Genomic DNA, 18,266 nt, shown 5'->3' with positions numbered 1-18,266 from the left:
CTCTTGTTCTGGGTGTCAGACGATGGGCTGGTGAACGGTGACCAGCTTGGTGCCGTCGGGAAAAGTGGCTTCGACCTGGATGTCCGGGATCATCTCGGCGATGCCTTCCATCACGTCGGCGCGGGTCAGCACCGAGCGGCCCTCGCTCATCAGGGCCGCGACGCTCTTGCCGTCGCGGGCGCCTTCCATCACGGCGGCGGAAATCAGGGCGACGGCTTCGGGGTAGTTGAGCTTCAGGCCGCGCGCCTTGCGGCGTTCGGCCAGCAGTGCCGCGGTGAAGATCAGCAGCTTGTCTTTTTCGCGCGGGGTCAGTTCCATGGGATCGGCATCGGGTGGCGGAGGGAGGCGGCCATTATGGGCAAGCCTTCTTCTTTGCAACAGTCGTGCCCCGTTCGCCAAAAGTCGTACGGATGGCACGAAAGATGCACCGAAACGGTGTGAACGCTGCCGACACGCCAACGACCCCCGACGACGCGCCCCAGCGCATCGTCAAGGTCCGGCGCGACTACAACAGCTGGGTCGCGAGCGAAACGCTGGAAGACTACGCGCTGCGCTACACGCCCCAGCGCTTTCGCAAATGGTCCGAATGGCGGGTGGCCAACACGGCCTTCGGGGCGGCGTCGTTCCTCGTGCTCGAAGCGGTCGGCGCCACGCTGCTGGTGCAGTACGGCTTTGCCAACGCCTTCTGGGCGATCCTGGCGACGGGGCTCATCATTTTCCTGGCGGGGTTGCCGATCAGCGTGTACGCGGCGCGCTACGGGGTCGACATGGACCTGCTCACGCGCGGCGCCGGCTTCGGCTACATCGGCTCGACGCTCACTTCGCTGATCTACGCGAGCTTCACCTTCATCTTCTTCGCGCTGGAGGCCGCAGTCATGGCCTATGCGCTGGAACTGGCGCTGGGCATTCCGCCGGTCTGGGGCTACCTGGTGTGCGCGCTGGTGGTGATTCCGCTGGTCACGCACGGGGTGTCGGCTATCAGCCGGCTGCAACTGTGGACGCAGCCGTTGTGGCTTCTGATGCTGGTGGTGCCTTTCGTCTATGTGCTGGTGCGCGATCCTGGTGCGTTCGCGGGCATTGCGCACTACAACGGGGTCAAGATCGGCACCAAGGGATTCGATCTGCACCTGTTTGGCGCAGCCCTGACGGTCGGCATTGCGCTGATCACCCAGATGGGCGAGCAGGCCGACTACCTGCGCTTCATGCCCGCGCGCACGGCAGCCACGGCGCGCCGCTGGTGGGCCGGCGTGCTGGCCGGCGGGCCGGGCTGGGTGGTGCTGGGCGTGTTCAAGATGCTGGGCGGCGCGCTGCTGGCCTACCTGGCGATCACGCACATGGTGCCCGTCGAACGCGCGGTCGATCCGAACCAGATGTACCTGGCGGCCTACGAATACGTGTTCCCGAACTACGGCTGGGCGGTGGCCGCGACGGCGCTGTTCGTGGTGATCTCGCAGCTCAAGATCAACGTCACCAATGCCTATGCGGGCTCGCTGGCCTGGAGCAATTTCTTCTCGCGCGTGACGCACAGCCACCCGGGGCGCGTGGTGTGGGTGGTGTTCAACGCGCTGATCGCCTTCATGCTGATGGAGATGAATGTGTTCGAGGCGCTGGGCGACGTGCTCGGCCTGTTCGCCAACATCGCCATCGCCTGGATGATGGCCGTGGTGGCCGACCTGGTCATCAACAAGCCGCTGGGGCTGTCGCCGCCGGGCATCGAGTTCAAGCGCGCGCACCTGTGGGACATCAACCCGGTGGGCGTGGGCGCGATGGCGCTGGCCTCGGTGCTGTCGATCACCGCGCACCTGGGCGTGTTCGGGCCGCTGGCGCAGGCCTTCTCGGCGTTGATCGCGCTGGGCACGGCGCTGGTGGCGTCGCCGCTGCTGGCCTGGGCGACCGGCGGCAAGTACTACCTGGCGCGCACCTCGGGGCCGGGCAGCGCCGCGCTGTTCGCGCCGGCCGAGGGCTCGCGCTCGGTGCGCTGGGCACGGGTCGAGCGCAACGATGAAGAGGGCAGTTATCAGCGCTTGAAGGTGCAGCACTGCGTGATCTGCGAGCGCGAGTACGAAGGGCCCGACATGGCGCATTGCCCGGCCTACCAGGGCGCGATCTGCTCGCTGTGCTGCACGCTCGATGCGCGCTGCGGTGACCTGTGCAAGCCGCACGCGAGCCTGTCGGCGCAGTGGTCGGCGGTGTTGCGCTGGCTGCTGCCGCGCCGCAGTTGGCGCTATCTCGACACGGGGCTCGGGCACTTCCTGCTGCTGATGCTGGTCATCGTGCCGCTGCTGGCCGTGGTGTTCGGCGTGCTCTACCAGCAGGAGCTGCGCGCGCTGGCCGAAAGCGCGCTGACGCTCGCGTCGCAGGCGGACGTGTCCGAGGCCTGGGCGGGCGTGCAGCAGTCGTCGCTGCGTTCTGGCTTTTTGAAGGCCTACATGGCGCTGCTGGTCATCGCGGGCATCGTGGCGTGGTGGCTCGTGCTGGCGCACCAGAGCCGCAAGGTGGCGCAGGAAGAGTCGAACCGCCAGACCCACCTGCTGGTGCGCGAGATCGAACTGCACCGCGAGACCGACCGTGCACTGCAGGCCGCCAAGCAGACCGCCGACGAAGCCCGCGAGATCGCGGAGCAAGCCAAGCTCGCGGCGGAGCAAGCCAGGCAGGCCGCCGACCAGGCCAACCAGGCCAAGAGCCGCTACATCAGCGCCATCAGCCACGAGCTGCGCACGCCGCTCAACAGCATCCTGGGCTACGCGCAACTGATGGGCGAAGACCATTCCGTGCCACCGCACCGCCAGCAGGCGGTGGCCGTCATCAAGCGCGGTGGCGAGCATCTGCTGTCGCTCATCGAAGGCACGCTGGCCATTGCGCACATCGAGGCCGGCAAGCTCACGCTGCATGCGCGGCCGATGCGTTTTGCCGACACGCTGCGCGAGCTGGCCGACATGTTCGAGCTGCAGGCGGCCGAGAAGGGCCTGCAGTTCCGCTTCGAGGCGGCGGGGGCGTTGCCCGAGGTGGTGCGCGCCGACGAAAAGCGCGTGTGCCAGATCCTCATCAACCTGCTGGGCAACGCGATCAAGTTCACGGCGGCGGGGCAGGTCACGCTGCGGCTGGCCTATGCGCGGGAGTTCGCCTCGGTGGAGATAGAGGACACCGGCCCCGGCATGCCGGCAGAAGACATCGAGCGCATCTTCGAGCCCTTCGCGCGCGGCAATGCGGCCGGCGCGTCGGCCGCACCGGGCGCGGGGCTCGGGCTCACCATCGCCAAGATGCTGACCGACCTGATGGGCGGCGAGATGAAGGTGAGCAGCACACCGGGCGTGGGCTCGCTCTTCTGCGTGCGCCTGTTCCTGCCGCGCGTGCACGACATCGCGGTTGCGGCCAACCGGCCCGCACCGGTGCAGCGTGCGCGGCGCGGCTACGAAGGCGCGCGCCGCCGCCTGCTGGTGGTCGACAACGAAGAGGCCGATCGCGACCTGCTCGGCCATGTGCTCGCGCCGCTGGGCTTCGAGCTGCGCAGCGCGGCCAGCGGGCACGATGCGCTCGACCTCATCGCCGCCGGCTATCGGCCCGACGCGATGTTCGTCGACCTCGCGATGCCGGGCATTGATGGCTGGGAAACCATCCGCCGCGCACGCAAGCTGGGGCTGGTCGATGCCTCGGTCGCCATCGTCTCGGCCAATGCCTTCGACAAGGGGCTCGACAACGACGTGGGCATCGTGCCCGAGGACTTCTTCGTCAAGCCAGTGCGCCACACTGAACTGCTCGACTGGCTCGAACGCCGGTTGGGCCTTCAATGGACCGATGCCGTCGTCAAGCCCGCGCCCGCCGCGGCGGCGCCGCGCGCGATGCAGGCGCCTTCGCTGCCCCGCCTGCGCGCGCTCGAAGAGGCCGTGAGCCTGGGCTACTTCCGCGGCATCATGAATCAGCTCGACGACATCGACGCCGCGCAGCCCGAGTGCGTGGCGTGGACCGAAGCCCAGCGCGTGCTGGCCCGCCAGTTCCAGTTCGAAGCCATGAGCCGCGCGCTGGCCGAGGCAGTGAGCGCCCCATGAACCCCACGACACCCCCGACCATGGAAACATCGCCGCTTGCCCGGACGTTGCGCGAGCAGGGCGCCAACAGCGACCTCGTGCTGATCGTCGACGACGTGCCCGACAACCTCGCGGTGCTGCACGACGCGCTCGACGAATCGGGCTACACCGTGCTCGTTGCCACCAGCGGCGAGCAGGCGCTGCAGCGCGCCGCGCAGGCCCGGCCCGACATCGTGCTGCTCGACGCGATGATGCCGGGCATCGATGGCTTCGAGGTCGCGCGCCGGCTCAAGGCCGATGCCGCGACGGCCCACATTCCCATCGTGTTCATGACCGGCCTGACCGAGACCGAGCACCTCGTGGCCGCGCTGGAAGCAGGTGGCGTCGACTACGTCACCAAGCCCATCAAGCCGAAGGAGGTGCTGGCGCGCATGAACGTGCACCTGCAGGGCGCGCGCCGCGCCCGGCAGGACGCGCAGCAGGCCGGCCAGGCACGCAATGCGCTCGACGCCTTCGGCTACGCGAGCATCACCGTGCGGCTGCCCGAGGGGCGGCTGATCTGGCAGACGGCGCTGGCGCGCGACCTGCTGCAGCGCTATTGCGAAACGCGCGCACCTGAAACACCGCCGGCCGTGCTCGACTGGCTGCGCAGCCACACGCCCGATGCGCGGCAGCGCGGCATCGAGCCGCCGGCGCTGTCGATCGCGCAGGGCGCCAGCAGCCTCACCTTGCGGCTGCACCAGCAGACCAGCAGCGACGACGACGGCGACGAGTGGATGATCATCATGCGCGAGGTGTCCGACACCGGCGTGATCGAGGCCATGAGCCTGAGCCTGAAGCTCACGGCGCGCGAGGCCGAGGTGCTGTACTGGGTGGTCAAGGGCAAGACCAACAAGGACATCGGCGAGATCCTGGGCAGCAGCCCGGCCACCGCCAAGAAGCACCTGGAGCGGGTGTACGTGAAGCTGGGTGTCGAAACGCGCACGGCCGCGGCGGGCGTGGCCATCAAGCGCATCCGCGAATTGCAGCCGCAGTTCGAGATCTGAGCGCGCTTTTCAGTACCGGCGCGGCGTCACGGCGCCGACTTTCCGCGTCCCTAGAATGGTTCGAGGGCCTTTGGGACGCAAGAGATGAAGAGCAGGCACAGAACAACAACCCGACCGCCACGCCTCGGCTGGATGCTTGCCGCTTCCTGCTCGCTCGCCAGCCTGGGTGCGCAGGCGGCCGGGCATTTCGATGTCGACGATGCCGGCACGCTCGATCCGGGCCAGTGCCAGTACGAAACCTGGTGGGGCCGCACGGGCACGGAGCCGGTCACGGGTTTCCACATCGGGCCGGCCTGCCGGGTCGGGCCGGTCGAGCTGGGCCTGAACTTCGACCGGCTCTCGGCGGACGGTGTTCACACGATCACCGGTGGCCCGCAGATCAAGTGGAATTTTCTCGGACAGGCGGCGGACGCGCCCTTCAGCGCGGCGGTGTCGATGGGCACCGTGTCCGACCTGAGGCGCGGCGGCCGCATGGGCGGCCAGTTCGTCGTGCCGCTGACATGGCGACCGACCAGCAGCCTGCAGGTGCACGCCAACCTCGGTGCCGACTGGGCGCTGGGCACGGGCGTGCGCACGCCGCGTGGCGGTGTCGCCGTCGAATGGGCGTGGAACGACACCGTGTCGCTGATCGCGGAACGCAGCAAAGCCGCGGGCGTGTGGACCTCGCGCATCGGCGGGCGTTTCAGCATCACGCCGCTGATCAGCGTGGACGTCAGCGCATCGCACACCGGGCCGCAGGGCGTGCGGGGTTTCGTGATCGGCCTGAACCACGAGTTCACCTGGAAGTGAAAGAAAAAAGAAGAAGGCGCGGCAGCCTTCAGCGCAGGTAGCGCTGCAACCGCTTTTCGTCCTCGACCAGTTGCAGCCGCATGAGCGAGATGAAGTCGCGCGCCGTCGCAGACAAGACCTTGCCCGCCGGCAGCGCCAGCAGGCAGGTGAAGGACACGTCGATCGAGAAGCGGCGCACCACGAGCCCGCGTTCGGCGTAGTCGAGCGCCGTGATCGGGTTGACCAGGCCCACGCCGAGGCCGCGCAGCGCCATCTCGCACACGCTGGCCGCGTAAGGCGTCTGCACCAGCACGCGCAGTGCCACGCCGTAGGGCGCGAGTGCGGCCTCCAGCCGCTGGTGCGACGGGTCTTCGGGGTTGAGCGAGAGGAAGGGCGCCTCCGCCAGTTGCTCCGGCTTGATGGTCTTGAAGCGTGCCAGCGCGTGGCCCTCGGGCATGACGACCACGCCCGGAACGCGCGAGAAGGTCGAATGGTCGATGCCTTCGAGCGAGAGTTCGTCGGCCATCAGTCCGAAGTCCGAAATGCCCATCGCCACGCGGTCGCGCACGTCCTTCGAGCTGAGCACCTGCAGCGACACCTGCGGCCATGGGCTCGCGCCGCGATGCGCCTTCAGCCTTGCCAGCGCACGCGGCATGAAGCCCAGGCCGTAGGCCGGAAAGCAGCTCAGCTCCAGTTGGCTGACGCCGAAGTCGCGCAGGCTGCGCACGCGGTGCTCGATGGCGTCCATGCCGATGAACACGCGCTCCACCTCGATCCACAGCGCGCGCGCCTCGGGCGTGGGCACCAGCCGCCCGCCGGTGCGCTGGAACAGCAGCATGCCGGCCTGCGCTTCGAGGCGCTTGAGCGACTGGCTGATGGCGGGTTGCGTCACATGCAGCAACGCGGCGGCCTTGCGGGTGGAGCTGCCGCGCATGAGGGCGCGGAAGGTTTCTATTTCTGTGAACCGCATCGATAAGTTTATTTATCGGTTGAGTATCTGGGGCTGCGTAATTTTATTTCCGAATGCATAAGATTTAGGCAACAACTTACAAAGCATGACCTCGTGACGACATCGCCAGTCCTGGACTTCAAGTTCACCGCGCCGCCCGCGGATTCTTTGGCGCACCTCTCTGGCAACCCCACGACCGTCGTCCGGGACCGAACGCCGAAGCCGCCGCGCAATCCGCATCTGCGCGGCTTGCAGTGCCTGCGATGCGATGCGCTCTACCCGGTCACGCTGGCGCACGACGGCTGCCCCGCCTGCAAGCGCGCGGGCTTTCATGTCGCGCTGCGTGCGAGCTATCTGCCCGATGGACCCGAGGCCATGCCGATGCCTTACGGGCCCGGCTTCACGCTGGGAGAGGGCCGCACGCCGCAGCAGGACATGCCTGCGCTCGCGCAGCGCTTCGGCGTGGCCCGCCTGAGCCTGAAGGACGAATCGTGCAACCCCACCGGCTCCCACAAGGACCGCATGACCGCAGTGGGCGTGGCGCAGGCACTGGACTTCGACGCCCACACGCTGGTGCTCGCGTCCTCGGGCAATGCGGCGGTGTCGGCGGCGCACTACGCGTGGGCCGCGGGCCTGGGCTGCGAGGTCGCCACCTATGAAGGCATGCCCGCCACCTATGCGCGGCAGCTCGATGCGCTGGGCGCGCGGCGCTATGTCTTCGCCGACAACGCAGGCCGGTGGGCCTTCGTGCGAGAGCGTTCGCAATACCCCGGCTACTTCGCGCTGACCAACTACCGCCTGCCCGCGCTGGGCAGTGCGCCGCTGGCGATCGAGGGCTACAAGCCCATCGCGCTCGAATGCCTGAACGACGGCGGACTGCCGGACCACATCGTGATCCCGACCGCGCGCGGCGACCTCGCATGGGGCATCTACGCGGGCTTTCGCGATCTGCTCGCGGCGGGCCGCATCGCGCGCCTGCCCAGGCTCTGGCTGGTGGAACCCTTCGCGCGCCTGTCGCGCGTGCTGGCGGGTGGCGCGATCAACGGCAGCTACCCCGGTCACACGGCGCAGTTCTCGACGGCAGGCGCCACCGTGACGTACCTGCAATGGCAGGCCGCCACCGCCACTGGCGGCGGTGCGGTAGTGGTGAGCGACGACGAAGCCCGCGCGGCCCGGCGCCTGCTCACGGCAGCCGGCGTCAGTGCCGAGTTGTGCGCGGCCGGCGGCCTCGCTGCGTTGCAGCAACTGCGCGAGAGCAACGCCATCGCGGCCGATGCCCACGTGGTGTTGATGCTGACCGCCAACGCGTCGAGCGATCCGAGCTGGCCCGACCGCCCCGTGTAGGGTCTGTTCACACTACGCAATGGGTCGCGAAGCTCGCCACAGCCCGCCCATCAAGGCGCGTGACGCCGTGCGTGCGTCCGCACGCACAAGGAACGCAACGCCGAGGGGCGGGCTGTGGCGAGCTTCCCTTCGGGTTGCTTCGCAAAGGGGCCGTCTGCGGCGTTGCCCGCGCTTGCAAGGCGCGAGCCTTGCTGCGCGCGGGCGCCTTGCAGTCAGCCCCTTTGCGAAGCAACGCGACCCATTGCGTAGTGTGAACAGACCCTAAACCTCCAGGAATCCTTCATGCCGACGATGCATCGCCGGGCCTTTCTGGCCGCCGGCTCTACAGCCCTGCTCACTGCAACCGGAACCGCATGGGCAGCCTACCCCGACAAGCCCATCAAGCTCGTCGTGCCCTGGGCCGCGGGCGGCAGCACCGATGCGATTGCGCGGGCGATGGCGCAGCGCATGAGCCAGACCATCGGCAGCCCGGTGATCGTGGACAACCGGCCCGGCGCGGCCGGCATGATCGGCACCGACGCCGCCGCCAAGGCCGCGCCCGATGGCTACACGATAGCCATCGTCGAACTGCCGCACGCGATTGCGCCGGCTGTGACTGCCAAGCTGCCCTACGACCTGCTGCGCGACTTCACGCCGGTGACCATGATTGGTACTTCGCCGCTGGTGTTCTTCGCGGGCATGGACGACGACAGCAAGGACTTCAAGACCTTCATCAGGACGGCAGCCGCGAAGCCGGCGCCGCCCGCCATTGCGCACAGCGGCGCGGGCACCGTGAGCCACCTCGCGGCCGAGCTGCTGGCGAGCCGCACGAAGATCCGCTTCAACATGGTTCCGTACCGGGGCTCGGCGCCGGCGCTCACCGACGTGGCGGCGGGCACGGTGGCGGGCCACTTCGCCACGCTGGCCAGCGGCTCCAGCCTGCTGGGCGCCAACCGCATCCGGCCGCTGCTGGTGACGAGCACGCAGCGCGTGAACATTCCCGGCCTGCAGAACGTGCCTGCGCTCGCGGAGAACGGGCTCAAGGGGCTGGAGATCGACCAGTGGTGGGCCATGGTGGCGCCGGCCACCACGCCGCTCGACGTGATCGAGAAGCTGCGCCGCGAAGCCATCGCCGCGCTGGACCATCCGCAGGTGAAGGAGCGCCTGTCGGTGCTGGGTGTGCAGATGAAGGGCTCGACGCCGGGCGAGCTGCGCGCCTTCCTGCGCTCCGAAGCCGAGCGCTGGCAGAAGGCCGCGCACGAGATCGGGCTGCAGCCCCAGTAGCCTGGGCGCCTCCTCGCAAGAGGCGCAGTCGTCTGCTACTTGGCGTCGCTGTAGACCGTGGCGCGCGACACGCCCATGTGCGCCGCGGCAATCTCGGCGCCGCGCCGCACTTCCAGCAGCCCGGCCTTCTTCAGCTCCTGCACCAGTTGCTTGCGGTCGGCCGGCTTGAGCGAGCGCGAGGTGGTCGCGCGCGCGGCCGCGAATTCGTCGATGCGCGCGTGGATGCGATCCGAGTGGTTGCCACCGGCATCGAGCTGCTCGTGCACTTCCTTGTCGTCGATGCGCGTGAACTGCGAGATCGCGCCCTGGAAGCTCTGGAACAGCGTGAGGTCGACGTTGAGGCACAGCGCGGCCACGTACTCGCCGCTTTCGTCCTTGATGCCGATGGAGGTGCTCTTGACCTTGCGCCCATCGGGAAAGGTGTTGGCGTAGTTCGCGATCACCGCCGGGAATTCGGGGTCGCGGATGCGCGCCAGCCCGAGCTCAGTCACCGACTGGCCCACCTCGCGCCCGCTCAGGCTGTTCTCGATCGCGTAGATCGCGTTCTTCGGATTGCTCAGGTCGTGCACCACGACTTCGCAGAACGGCGCGAAGGTTTCGCCCAGGCCTTCGGCCACGTGGCCGAGCATTTCCAGCAGTTGCTTGTTCGACTTCTTTTTCATGCCCGGAATGTATCCAGGTCTGGACGAAGCATCCAATTTGTACAAAAAGTACAATGACGGACGTATTGTCCAAATCTCATGGAGCCGTGAATGACCACGAAAGAACGCGCACGCTACGTCGACCCGCTCACTGGCCGGCATCACGAACTCTCCGAACGCCGCTGGCGCTCGGACGACGGCAACCCGATGATGGTGACGCCGTTGCCCGGCATCACGCGCGACGACATCGACGCGCGCGAGCGCTCGGTGTGGCGCTACCGCGCGGCGCTGCCGGTGGTGATCGAGCGGCCATCGAGCCTGGGCGAGGGCTGTACGCCGCTGGTGCAGAAGCCCTGGGGCGGGCTGTCGCCTTACTTCAAGCTCGAATGGTTCAACCCGACCTGCAGCTTCAAGGACCGTGGCGCGGCCGTGATGATGTCGTTCCTGCGCCAGATCGGCGTCGATGCGGTGCTGGAAGACAGCTCGGGCAACGGCGGCGCGGCCATCGCTGCAGCCGGTGCGGCGGCCGGCATGCGGGTCAAGGTGCTGGCGCCCAGCTACACGCCGGCGCCCAAGGTGGCGCAGATCCGCGCGTTCGGTGCCGAGGTGCAACTGGTGCCGGGGCCGCGCGAAGAGTCGGAGTACGAGGCGGTGCGCCAGTCGGAATCGATCTTCTACGCCAGCCACAACTGGCACCCGTTCTTCCTGCAGGGCACGAAGACGCTGGCGTATGAAGTGTGGGAAGACCTGGGCTTCGTCGCGCCCGACAACGTGGTAATTCCGGCGGGCGCGGGCAGCAATGTGCTGGGCTGCCACATCGGCTTCAAGGAGCTGCTGGCGGCGGGGCAGATCACGAAGCTGCCGCGCATCTTCGTGGCGCAGCCGCTGAACTGCTCGCCGATCGATGCCAGCTTCATCGCGGGCGTCGACACGCTGGTGGAGCGGGCCGTGAAGCCGACGATCGCGGAAGGCACGGCCATCAAGCGGCCCGTGCGCCTGCGGGAAATTCTTCAGGCGCTGCGCGAGACGAACGGCAGGACGGTGGCGCTGACCGAAGAGCAGATCGCAGCCGCCGTGCGCCGGCTGGCCGCCGCCGGCCTTTATGCCGAACCGACCTCCGCCACAGCGGCGGCGGCCATCGAGGTGCTGGCGCAGCGCGGCGATATCCGGTCGAGCGAAACCACGGTGGCGCTGCTGACGGGCACCGGCCTGAAGTCGACGCAGTTCATGACCGAGCTGTTCGGCGGCACGCCCGCCTGAACGGCTCTGGCTCTACCAGGGCCACGCGATGCGTGTGCCCGTGCCGGTGGCAGCGGCTCGCTCGTGCAGCAGGCGCGCGACGGTCAGGTCCTGCAGCGCGAGGCCGGTCATGTCGAACACGGTGATGTCGGTGGCGGCGCGCTCGAAGGGCGTCTTGCCGGTCAGCAGGTCGCCCAGTTCGATGGATGGCGTGTCGGGCGCCCATTGGGTTTCGCCGATCTGCTGCGCCTGGGTACGGTCATCGACGACGAGGCGAACGCGTGGCAACAGGCCTTCGGGCAGTTCGCGCTTGCCTCGGGTGTCGGCGCCGACGCAGTTCAGGTGCGTGCCGGGTTGCACGGCCTGCAGGTCGAACAGCGCGCCACCGCCCGGGGTGGCGGTGATCACGATGTCGCTTTGCGCCACGGCCGCGTTGCGGTCGCCGGCGGGCGCGATGTGGCAGCGCTGCGCGAAGTGGGCCTCGAACGCGGCGTTGCGCTGGCCGCCCGTGCCGACATAAAGAACCTCGCGCAGCGACGGAAGCAGGCGCAGCGCGAAGTCGAGCTGGATGCGCGCCTGCACACCGGTGCCGAAGATGCACAGCCGCGTGCTGTCGGTCCGCGCGAGTTGCTGAAGGCCGAGCCCGCCCGCCGCACCAGTGCGCACGGTAGTCACGGCGTTGCCGTCGATCATGCACAGCGGCCGGCCAGTGGCCGGGTCGATCAGCAGGATCGTCGCCTGGTGCGGCTCGCCGCCGCGCTGGCGGTTGGCGGGCCAGAAGCCGGCGGCCTTGAAGCCGAGCAGCCCCTGCGCCTGCACGTCGCCCGACTTGATGCCGAACACGCCGCCAGTGGAAAGTGGCTCGCGCACGACCGGGAAGACGCGGCCTTCGCGCTCGCTGTGCAGCACGAAAGCCTCGCGCACGGCCTGGAGCACGTCGTCGGGGGAGAGAAGGGCGTCGACCTGGTGCTTGTCGAGCAGCAGGAGTTGGGCGTCGGCGGGTGCCGTGGGATGTGTCATCTGGAAATATTATCCATATCCAGACAAATCATAAAATATTGGCGACCAATGCCGCGAGCATCAGCGCCCGGTGTGCACCTTGATCCGGATGGTCGACACGTCCCAGCCCTTGTTCTTGAGCCGCGTCACCAGCATCGGCGAGAGCTGGCGCAGCTTGGCGGCCGCGGCGCTGCCCTTGACCAGCAGGCACCAGACATCGCCCTCGGCCGGCCCGGCCTGGATGGCGGCGCGCATGGCCGGCGGGATCAATCCTTCCACCGCCTTCAGCCGGTCCGACGCATCGCGTGCGCGCGCCATCAGGCTTCCCAGGGTGGGCGAGCCTTCTGCAGCTTGCTGCAGTGAAATGGGCGGGGGCGTGCGGCGATACATGGGTAATCCAGGGGTTAGAAACAAGACAGCTAAAATGCCCGGTTTGCCGGCGTTCGCGCCGGAAAAATGGGCCGCTCGCCTGCGGATTTGATTTCAAAACTTGATTTCAAAGGGGGCGCGCCCAACTGCTTTCACCATATCTTAGGGAATCCGGTCGAAGTGCCTGTCGCGTCAGGTGCCCGCCCATCTCCACCCATGGCAACCAACTTCCTGACCCAGATTTTCGGCAGTCGCAACGATCGGCTGCTCAAGCAGTATCGCAAGACGGTGGAACGCATCAATGCGCTCGAACCCGAGTTCGAGAAGCTCAGCGACGACGCGCTGCGCGCCAAGACGCAGGAGTTCAAGGACCGCGTCGCCAAGGGCGAATCGCTCGACGCCCTGTTGCCGGAAGCCTTTGCAACCGTGCGCGAAGGCTCCAAGCGCGTCATGAAGATGCGTCACTTCGACGTACAGATGCTCGGCGGCATGGCGCTGCACAACGGCAAGATCTCCGAAATGCGCACCGGCGAAGGCAAGACGCTGACCGCCACGCTGCCGGTGTACCTGAATGCGCTGTCCGGCAAGGGCGTGCACGTGGTCACGGTGAACGACTACCTCGCCAGCCGCGACGCCAAGTGGATGGGCCGCCTGTACAACTTCCTCGGACTGTCGGTGGGCATCAACCTGCCGCAGATGCCGCGCGAAGAAAAGCAGGAAGCCTATGGCAGCGACATCACCTACGGCACCAACAACGAATACGGTTTCGACTACCTGCGCGACAACATGGTCTATGAGCCCGGCGACCGGGTTCAGCGCGGCCTGAACTTCGCCATCGTCGACGAAGTGGACTCGATCCTGATCGACGAGGCCCGCACGCCGCTGATCATCAGCGGCCAGGCCGAAGACCACACCGACCTCTACCTGGCCATCAACAAGGTGGTGCCGCTGCTGACCAAGCAGGAAGGCGAAGCCGACCCGCGCACGGGCGAAGGCGTCACGGTGCCCGGCGACTTCACGGTCGACGAGAAGACCCACCAGGTGTTCCTGACCGAAGACGGCCACGAGAACGCCGAGCGCATCCTGGGCGAGTTCAAGCTGCTGCCCGAAGGCGCCTCGCTCTACGACCCGGCCAACATCACGCTGATGCATCACCTGAATGCAGCGCTGCGTGCCCGCCACCTGTACCACCGCGACCAGAGCTACGTGGTGCAGCAGGGCGAAGTGGTGATCGTCGACGAATTCACCGGCCGCCTGATGAGTGGCCGCCGCTGGAGCGACGGCCTGCACCAGGCCGTGGAAGCCAAGGAAGGCGTGGAAATCCAGGCCGAGAACCAGACGCTGGCCTCGATCACTTTCCAGAACTACTTCCGCCTGTACGGCAAGCTGGCCGGCATGACTGGCACGGCCGACACCGAGGCCTACGAATTCCAGGAAATCTACGGTCTCGAGACCACGATCATTCCGCCCAACCGCATCAGCAAGCGCGAAGACCAGCTCGACCGCGTCTACAAGACGACGCGCGAGAAGTACGAAGCCGCCATCCAGGACATCCGCGAGTGCTACGAGCGCGGCCAGCCGGTGCTGGTGGGCACCTCGTCCATCGAGAACTCCGAAATCATCGACGGCCTGCTGACGCAGGCGGGCCTGCCGCACCAGGTGCTCAACGCCAAGCAGCATGCGCGCGAAGCCGACATCGTGGCGCAGGCCGGCCGCACGAAGATGATCACCATCGCGACCAACATGGCCGGTCGCGGTACCGACATCGTGCTGGGCGGCAACATCGAGAAGATGATCGAGGCGATCGAGAACGACGAAGGCCGTGACGATGCCGCCAAGGAAGCGGACATCGCGCACATCCGCGCCGAGTGGACCAAGGACCATGAATTCGTCAAGTCGCTCGGCGGCCTGCGCATCATCGCGACCGAGCGCCACGAATCGCGCCGCATCGACAACCAGTTGCGCGGCCGTTCGGGCCGCCAGGGCGACCCGGGTTCCTCGCGCTTCTACCTGAGCCTGGACGATCCGCTGATGCGCATCTTCGCGGGTGACCGCGTGAAGGCGATCATGGACCGCCTGAAGATGCCTGACGGCGAAGCCATCGAGGCCGGCATCGTCACGCGCAGCATCGAGAGCGCGCAGCGCAAGGTCGAGGCGCGCAACTTCGACATCCGCAAGCAGCTGCTCGAATACGACGACGTGTCGAACGACCAGCGCAAGGTGATCTACCAGCAGCGCAACGACATCCTCGACGCGAGCGACCTCACGGCCCAGATCGCGGCACTGCGCGAAGGCTGCTTCATGGACCTGGTGCGCCAGTACGTACCGGCCGAGTCGGTCGAGGAGCAGTGGGACCTGGACGCCCTTGAAAAGAGCCTCTTCACCGAGTGGGGCCTGGACATGCCGCTCAAGAAGGAAGTCGAGGCCTCCGACGCCATCTCCGACGAGGACGTGCTCGAGAAGGTGGTCAAGGCCGCCAACGAAACCTTCGAGGCCAAGCTGGCGCTGATCGGCCAGGAAAACTTCACGCAGTTCGAGCGCATGGTCCTGCTGCAGAGCATCGACACGCACTGGCGCGAACATCTGGCGTCGCTCGACTACCTGCGCCAGGGCATCCATCTGCGCGGCTATGCGCAAAAGCAGCCCAAGCAGGAATACAAGCGCGAAGCCTTCGAGCTTTTCGGGCAGTTGCTCGACTCGGTCAAGAACGAAGTCACGCGCCAACTGATGACGGTGCGCGTGCAGTCGGGCGAACAGCTCGAAGAAGCCGCCGAAGCGCTCGAAAGCCGTGGCGAGAACCTTGCCAACATCACCTACACCGCGCCCACCGAAACGGGCGAGGTCGAAGTGCGTGTCGACGAGGAAAGCCAGCGTCGCCTTGCGGGCGCCGGTGCGGGCGCGCTGAGCGCCGAAGCCCTGGCTTTTGCGCGCGTGGGCCGCAACGATCCGTGCCCTTGCGGCAGCGGAAAAAAATACAAGCAATGCCACGGCAAGCTGAGCTGACGTCCAGAACCTTTCATTGAGAGAAATTCCATGCCCGTGAACCTGTCCGCCCCTGATCCTGCCGCCTTGTTTGCGGTGCCCGGCGTCCGCATCGGCGTGGCCGAAGCGGGCGTGCGAAAGGCCAATCGCAAGGACCTGACGGTCGTGCTGATCGACGAAGGCTCGGCGGTCGGTGGCGTGTTCACGCAGAACCGTTTCTGCGCGGCGCCGGTGCAGGTGTGCCGCGACCATCTGGCGGCCAACTTCGGCATTCGCGCGATGGTCATCAACACCGGCAATGCGAATGCCGGCACGGGCGAAGACGGGCTGATGCGCACGCGCTCCACCTGTATCGCGCTCGCGCGCAAGCTGGAGATCGCGCCCGAGCAGATCCTGCCGTTCTCGACCGGCGTGATCATGGAGCCGCTGCCCGTCGACCGCATCGAAGCCGGCCTGCCGGCCGCGCTGGCTGACGCATCGGCCGACCACTGGGCCCGTGCCGCCGAAGGCATCATGACCACCGACACGATCCCGAAGGCGTTCAGCCAGCGGGCGCAGGTCGGCGGCGCCACCGTCACCATCACCGGCATCAGCAAGGGCGCCGGCATGATCCGCCCGAACATGGCGACCATGCTCGGCTTCATGGCGACCGACGCGAAGATCGACCCGTCGCTGATCCAGCCGCTGGCCAAGCTGCTGGCCGATGCCTCGTTCAATCGCGTGACCATCGACGGCGACACCTCGACCAACGACTCGTTCGTGGTCATCGCGACGCAGAAGGCGGCGCACGCCACCATCACCTCGCTCGACTCGGCGGACGGCCAGGCGCTCGTGGCGGCCATGCAGAACGTGGCCCGCCAATTGGCGCAAGCCATCGTGCGCGACGGCGAAGGCGCGACCAAGTTCATCACCATCCAGGTCGAAGGCGGCCGCGATGCGGCCGAGTGCAAGCAGGTGGCTTATGCCGTGGCGCATTCGCCGCTGGTCAAGACCGCGTTCTTCGCCAGCGACCCGAACCTGGGCCGCATCCTGGCGGCCGTCGGCTATGCCGGCATCGCTGATCTGGATCAGACCGGCATCGACCTGTTCCTCGACGACGTGCATGTGGCCGTCAAGGGCGGACGCAATCCGTCGTACCGTGAGGAAGACGGCCAGCGCGTGATGAAGCAAAGCGAGATCACCGTGCGCATCGGCCTGGGCCGTGGCAAGGCCAGCGAAACCGTGTGGACCTGCGACCTGAGCCACGACTACGTGACCATCAACGCCGATTACCGGTCATGAACGAGCAGTTCCAGAAGCTGATCGAGCGCGCCGAACAGCTCATCAACCGCATCGAATCGATCCTGCCGCAGCCTCTGGCGGCGCCCGCCGACTGGAGTGCATCGATTGCCTGGCGCTACCGCCGCCGCAACTCCGGCCATGGCGTGCTGGAGCCGGTGCGCCATGTGGCCACGATGGCGCTCGATTCGCTGAAGGAAATCGACGTCCAGAAGGAAAAGATCGAGCGCAACACGCGACAGTTCGTCGAAGGCAAGCCGGCCAACAACGTGCTGCTGACGGGTGCGCGCGGCACGGGCAAGTCATCGTTGATCCGCGCCTGCCTGCAGGCTTATGCGCCGCAGGGCCTGCGCCTGATCGAAGTCGACAAGGCCGAGCTGGTCGACCTGCCGGACATCGTCGAGGTGGTCTCGCAGCGGCCCGAGAAGTTCATCGTCTTCAGCGACGACCTGAGCTTCGACGAGGGCGAGCCGGGCTACAAGGCGCTCAAGTCGATCCTCGACGGATCGATTGCCGCATCGACACCCAACGTGCTGATCTACGCGACCAGCAACCGGCGCCACCTGCTGCCCGAGTACATGAAGGACAACCTCACGTACAAGCACACCGACGACGGCGAAGTGCACCCGGGTGAGGTGATCGAAGAAAAGATCTCGCTGTCGGAGCGCTTCGGCCTCTGGGTGAGTTTCTATCCCTTCAGCCAGAACGAATACCTGACGATCGTGGGCCAGTGGCTCTCGTCGTTCGGCGTCGATGCGGCCGCCATCGCGGCGGCGCGGCCCGAGGCGCTGGTCTGGGCGCTGGAGCGCGGTTCTCGCAGCGGCCGCGTGGCCTACCAGTTCGCACGCGACTACGCAGGGCGGGCCGACGCGTGAGCGAGTCGCAGGAGCCGCAAGGCCGCAAGCACACCGAGGTCGCGGTTGGCGTGCTGATCCGTCTGGCCGACGACGCGCTGCTGCTCTCGACCCGGCCCGAAGGCAAGGCCTACGCGGGCTACTGGGAGTTTCCCGGCGGCAAGATCGAAGCCGGCGAGACGGTCGAGCAGGCCCTGCGGCGCGAGCTGCAGGAAGAACTCGGCATCACCATCGAAGACGCCGAGGTCTGGAAGGTCACGGAGCACGACTACCCGCATGCGCTGGTGCGCCTGCACTGGTGCAAGGTGACGGCCTGGACCGGTGAGTTCGAGATGCGCGAAGGCCAGGCGATGGCGTGGCAACACTTGCCGCTCGACGTGGCGCCGGTGTTGCCCGGTGCCTTGCCCGTGCTGGAGTGGCTGGTGCAGGAGCGCGGTCTGCCCGCGTCCGCGGCGCAGGCCGTCTCGACCCTCGCGTAGCAGGCCTGCGGTAAGAAGCCGCAAGCCAGC

The 18,266-nt window shown here is 67.3% G+C and carries 15 protein-coding genes; 10 read left to right on the top strand and 5 right to left on the bottom strand.

Annotated features, from left to right (window positions below; genetic code table 11):
- Positions 1 to 15: 15 nt before the first annotated feature.
- The gene (locus ACSFB7_RS28020; protein ID WP_435475588.1) at positions 16 to 318 is read right to left on the bottom strand and encodes an urease subunit gamma; all 303 of its coding nucleotides are present in this window, start codon (positions 316 to 318) and stop codon (positions 16 to 18) included.
- 104 nt (positions 319 to 422) lie between these two features.
- On the opposite strand from ACSFB7_RS28020, the gene ACSFB7_RS28015 reads away from it, so the two are divergent.
- The 3 genes from ACSFB7_RS28015 (at position 423) to ACSFB7_RS28005 (ending at position 5,860) form a co-directional block, all read left to right on the top strand.
- Positions 423 to 4,046: a hybrid sensor histidine kinase/response regulator gene (locus ACSFB7_RS28015; protein ID WP_435475587.1), complete on the top strand. Its 3,624-nt coding sequence runs from the start codon at positions 423 to 425 to the stop codon at positions 4,044 to 4,046.
- 20 nt (positions 4,047 to 4,066) lie between these two features.
- A complete protein-coding gene (locus ACSFB7_RS28010; protein WP_187114151.1) occupies positions 4,067 to 5,071 on the top strand; it encodes a response regulator transcription factor in 1,005 nt (334 codons plus the stop codon).
- Positions 5,072 to 5,203: 132 nt separating this feature from the next.
- Positions 5,204 to 5,860, top strand: coding sequence for a hypothetical protein (locus ACSFB7_RS28005; RefSeq protein WP_435475586.1), 657 nt, complete (start codon positions 5,204 to 5,206; stop codon positions 5,858 to 5,860).
- A gap of 28 nt (positions 5,861 to 5,888) precedes the next feature.
- Here ACSFB7_RS28005 and ACSFB7_RS28000 read toward each other — a convergent pair whose 3' ends face one another.
- A complete protein-coding gene (locus ACSFB7_RS28000; RefSeq protein WP_435475585.1) occupies positions 5,889 to 6,809 on the bottom strand; it encodes a LysR substrate-binding domain-containing protein in 921 nt (306 codons plus the stop codon).
- Positions 6,810 to 6,902: 93 nt separating this feature from the next.
- On the opposite strand from ACSFB7_RS28000, the gene ACSFB7_RS27995 reads away from it, so the two are divergent.
- Both ACSFB7_RS27995 and ACSFB7_RS27990 read left to right on the top strand, forming a co-directional pair.
- Positions 6,903 to 8,132, top strand: coding sequence for a pyridoxal-phosphate dependent enzyme (locus ACSFB7_RS27995; protein ID WP_435475584.1), 1,230 nt, complete (start codon positions 6,903 to 6,905; stop codon positions 8,130 to 8,132).
- A gap of 282 nt (positions 8,133 to 8,414) precedes the next feature.
- The gene (locus tag ACSFB7_RS27990) at positions 8,415 to 9,395 is read left to right on the top strand and encodes a Bug family tripartite tricarboxylate transporter substrate binding protein (protein WP_435475583.1); all 981 of its coding nucleotides are present in this window, start codon (positions 8,415 to 8,417) and stop codon (positions 9,393 to 9,395) included.
- Between the two features lie 35 nt (positions 9,396 to 9,430).
- On the opposite strand, the gene ACSFB7_RS27985 is transcribed toward ACSFB7_RS27990, so the two are convergent.
- On the bottom strand, positions 9,431 to 10,057 hold the full coding sequence (locus tag ACSFB7_RS27985) for a helix-turn-helix transcriptional regulator (protein WP_435475582.1): 627 nt from the start codon (positions 10,055 to 10,057) through the stop codon (positions 9,431 to 9,433).
- 90 nt (positions 10,058 to 10,147) lie between these two features.
- On the opposite strand from ACSFB7_RS27985, the gene ACSFB7_RS27980 reads away from it, so the two are divergent.
- On the top strand, positions 10,148 to 11,296 hold the full coding sequence (locus tag ACSFB7_RS27980; RefSeq protein WP_435475581.1) for a threonine synthase: 1,149 nt from the start codon (positions 10,148 to 10,150) through the stop codon (positions 11,294 to 11,296).
- A gap of 12 nt (positions 11,297 to 11,308) precedes the next feature.
- Here the strand turns inward: ACSFB7_RS27980 and ACSFB7_RS27975 are convergent, their stop codons facing one another.
- On the bottom strand, positions 11,309 to 12,295 hold the full coding sequence (locus ACSFB7_RS27975; protein ID WP_435475580.1) for an ornithine cyclodeaminase family protein: 987 nt from the start codon (positions 12,293 to 12,295) through the stop codon (positions 11,309 to 11,311).
- 60 nt (positions 12,296 to 12,355) lie between these two features.
- Entirely contained in the window at positions 12,356 to 12,664 is a 309-nt protein-coding gene (locus ACSFB7_RS27970) for a hypothetical protein (protein ID WP_093238002.1), read from the bottom strand.
- Between the two features lie 195 nt (positions 12,665 to 12,859).
- Here ACSFB7_RS27970 and secA point away from each other — a divergent pair, with 195 nt between their 5' ends.
- From secA to ACSFB7_RS27950, 4 genes are read left to right on the top strand one after another with little or no spacing between them, the layout of a single operon-like run.
- The gene (secA, locus tag ACSFB7_RS27965) at positions 12,860 to 15,646 is read left to right on the top strand and encodes a preprotein translocase subunit SecA (protein WP_435475579.1); all 2,787 of its coding nucleotides are present in this window, start codon (positions 12,860 to 12,862) and stop codon (positions 15,644 to 15,646) included.
- Positions 15,647 to 15,676: 30 nt separating this feature from the next.
- On the top strand, positions 15,677 to 16,906 hold the full coding sequence (gene argJ / locus ACSFB7_RS27960) for a bifunctional glutamate N-acetyltransferase/amino-acid acetyltransferase ArgJ (RefSeq protein ID WP_435475578.1): 1,230 nt from the start codon (positions 15,677 to 15,679) through the stop codon (positions 16,904 to 16,906).
- The gene (locus ACSFB7_RS27955) at positions 16,903 to 17,778 is read left to right on the top strand and encodes an ATP-binding protein (protein WP_435475577.1); all 876 of its coding nucleotides are present in this window, start codon (positions 16,903 to 16,905) and stop codon (positions 17,776 to 17,778) included. The genes argJ and ACSFB7_RS27955 overlap by 4 nt, the downstream gene beginning before the upstream one ends.
- A complete protein-coding gene (locus tag ACSFB7_RS27950) occupies positions 17,775 to 18,236 on the top strand; it encodes a (deoxy)nucleoside triphosphate pyrophosphohydrolase (protein ID WP_435475576.1) in 462 nt (153 codons plus the stop codon). Before ACSFB7_RS27955 ends, ACSFB7_RS27950 begins: the two co-directional genes overlap by 4 nt.
- Positions 18,237 to 18,266: the final 30 nt, after the last annotated feature.

Origin of the sequence: Variovorax raffinosi (genome assembly GCF_051216615.1) — a bacterium.
GTDB lineage: Bacteria > Pseudomonadota > Gammaproteobacteria > Burkholderiales > Burkholderiaceae_C > Variovorax.
The sequence above is the reverse complement of the archived record's forward strand: the minus strand, read 5'-3'. Positions and strand labels throughout refer to the sequence as shown.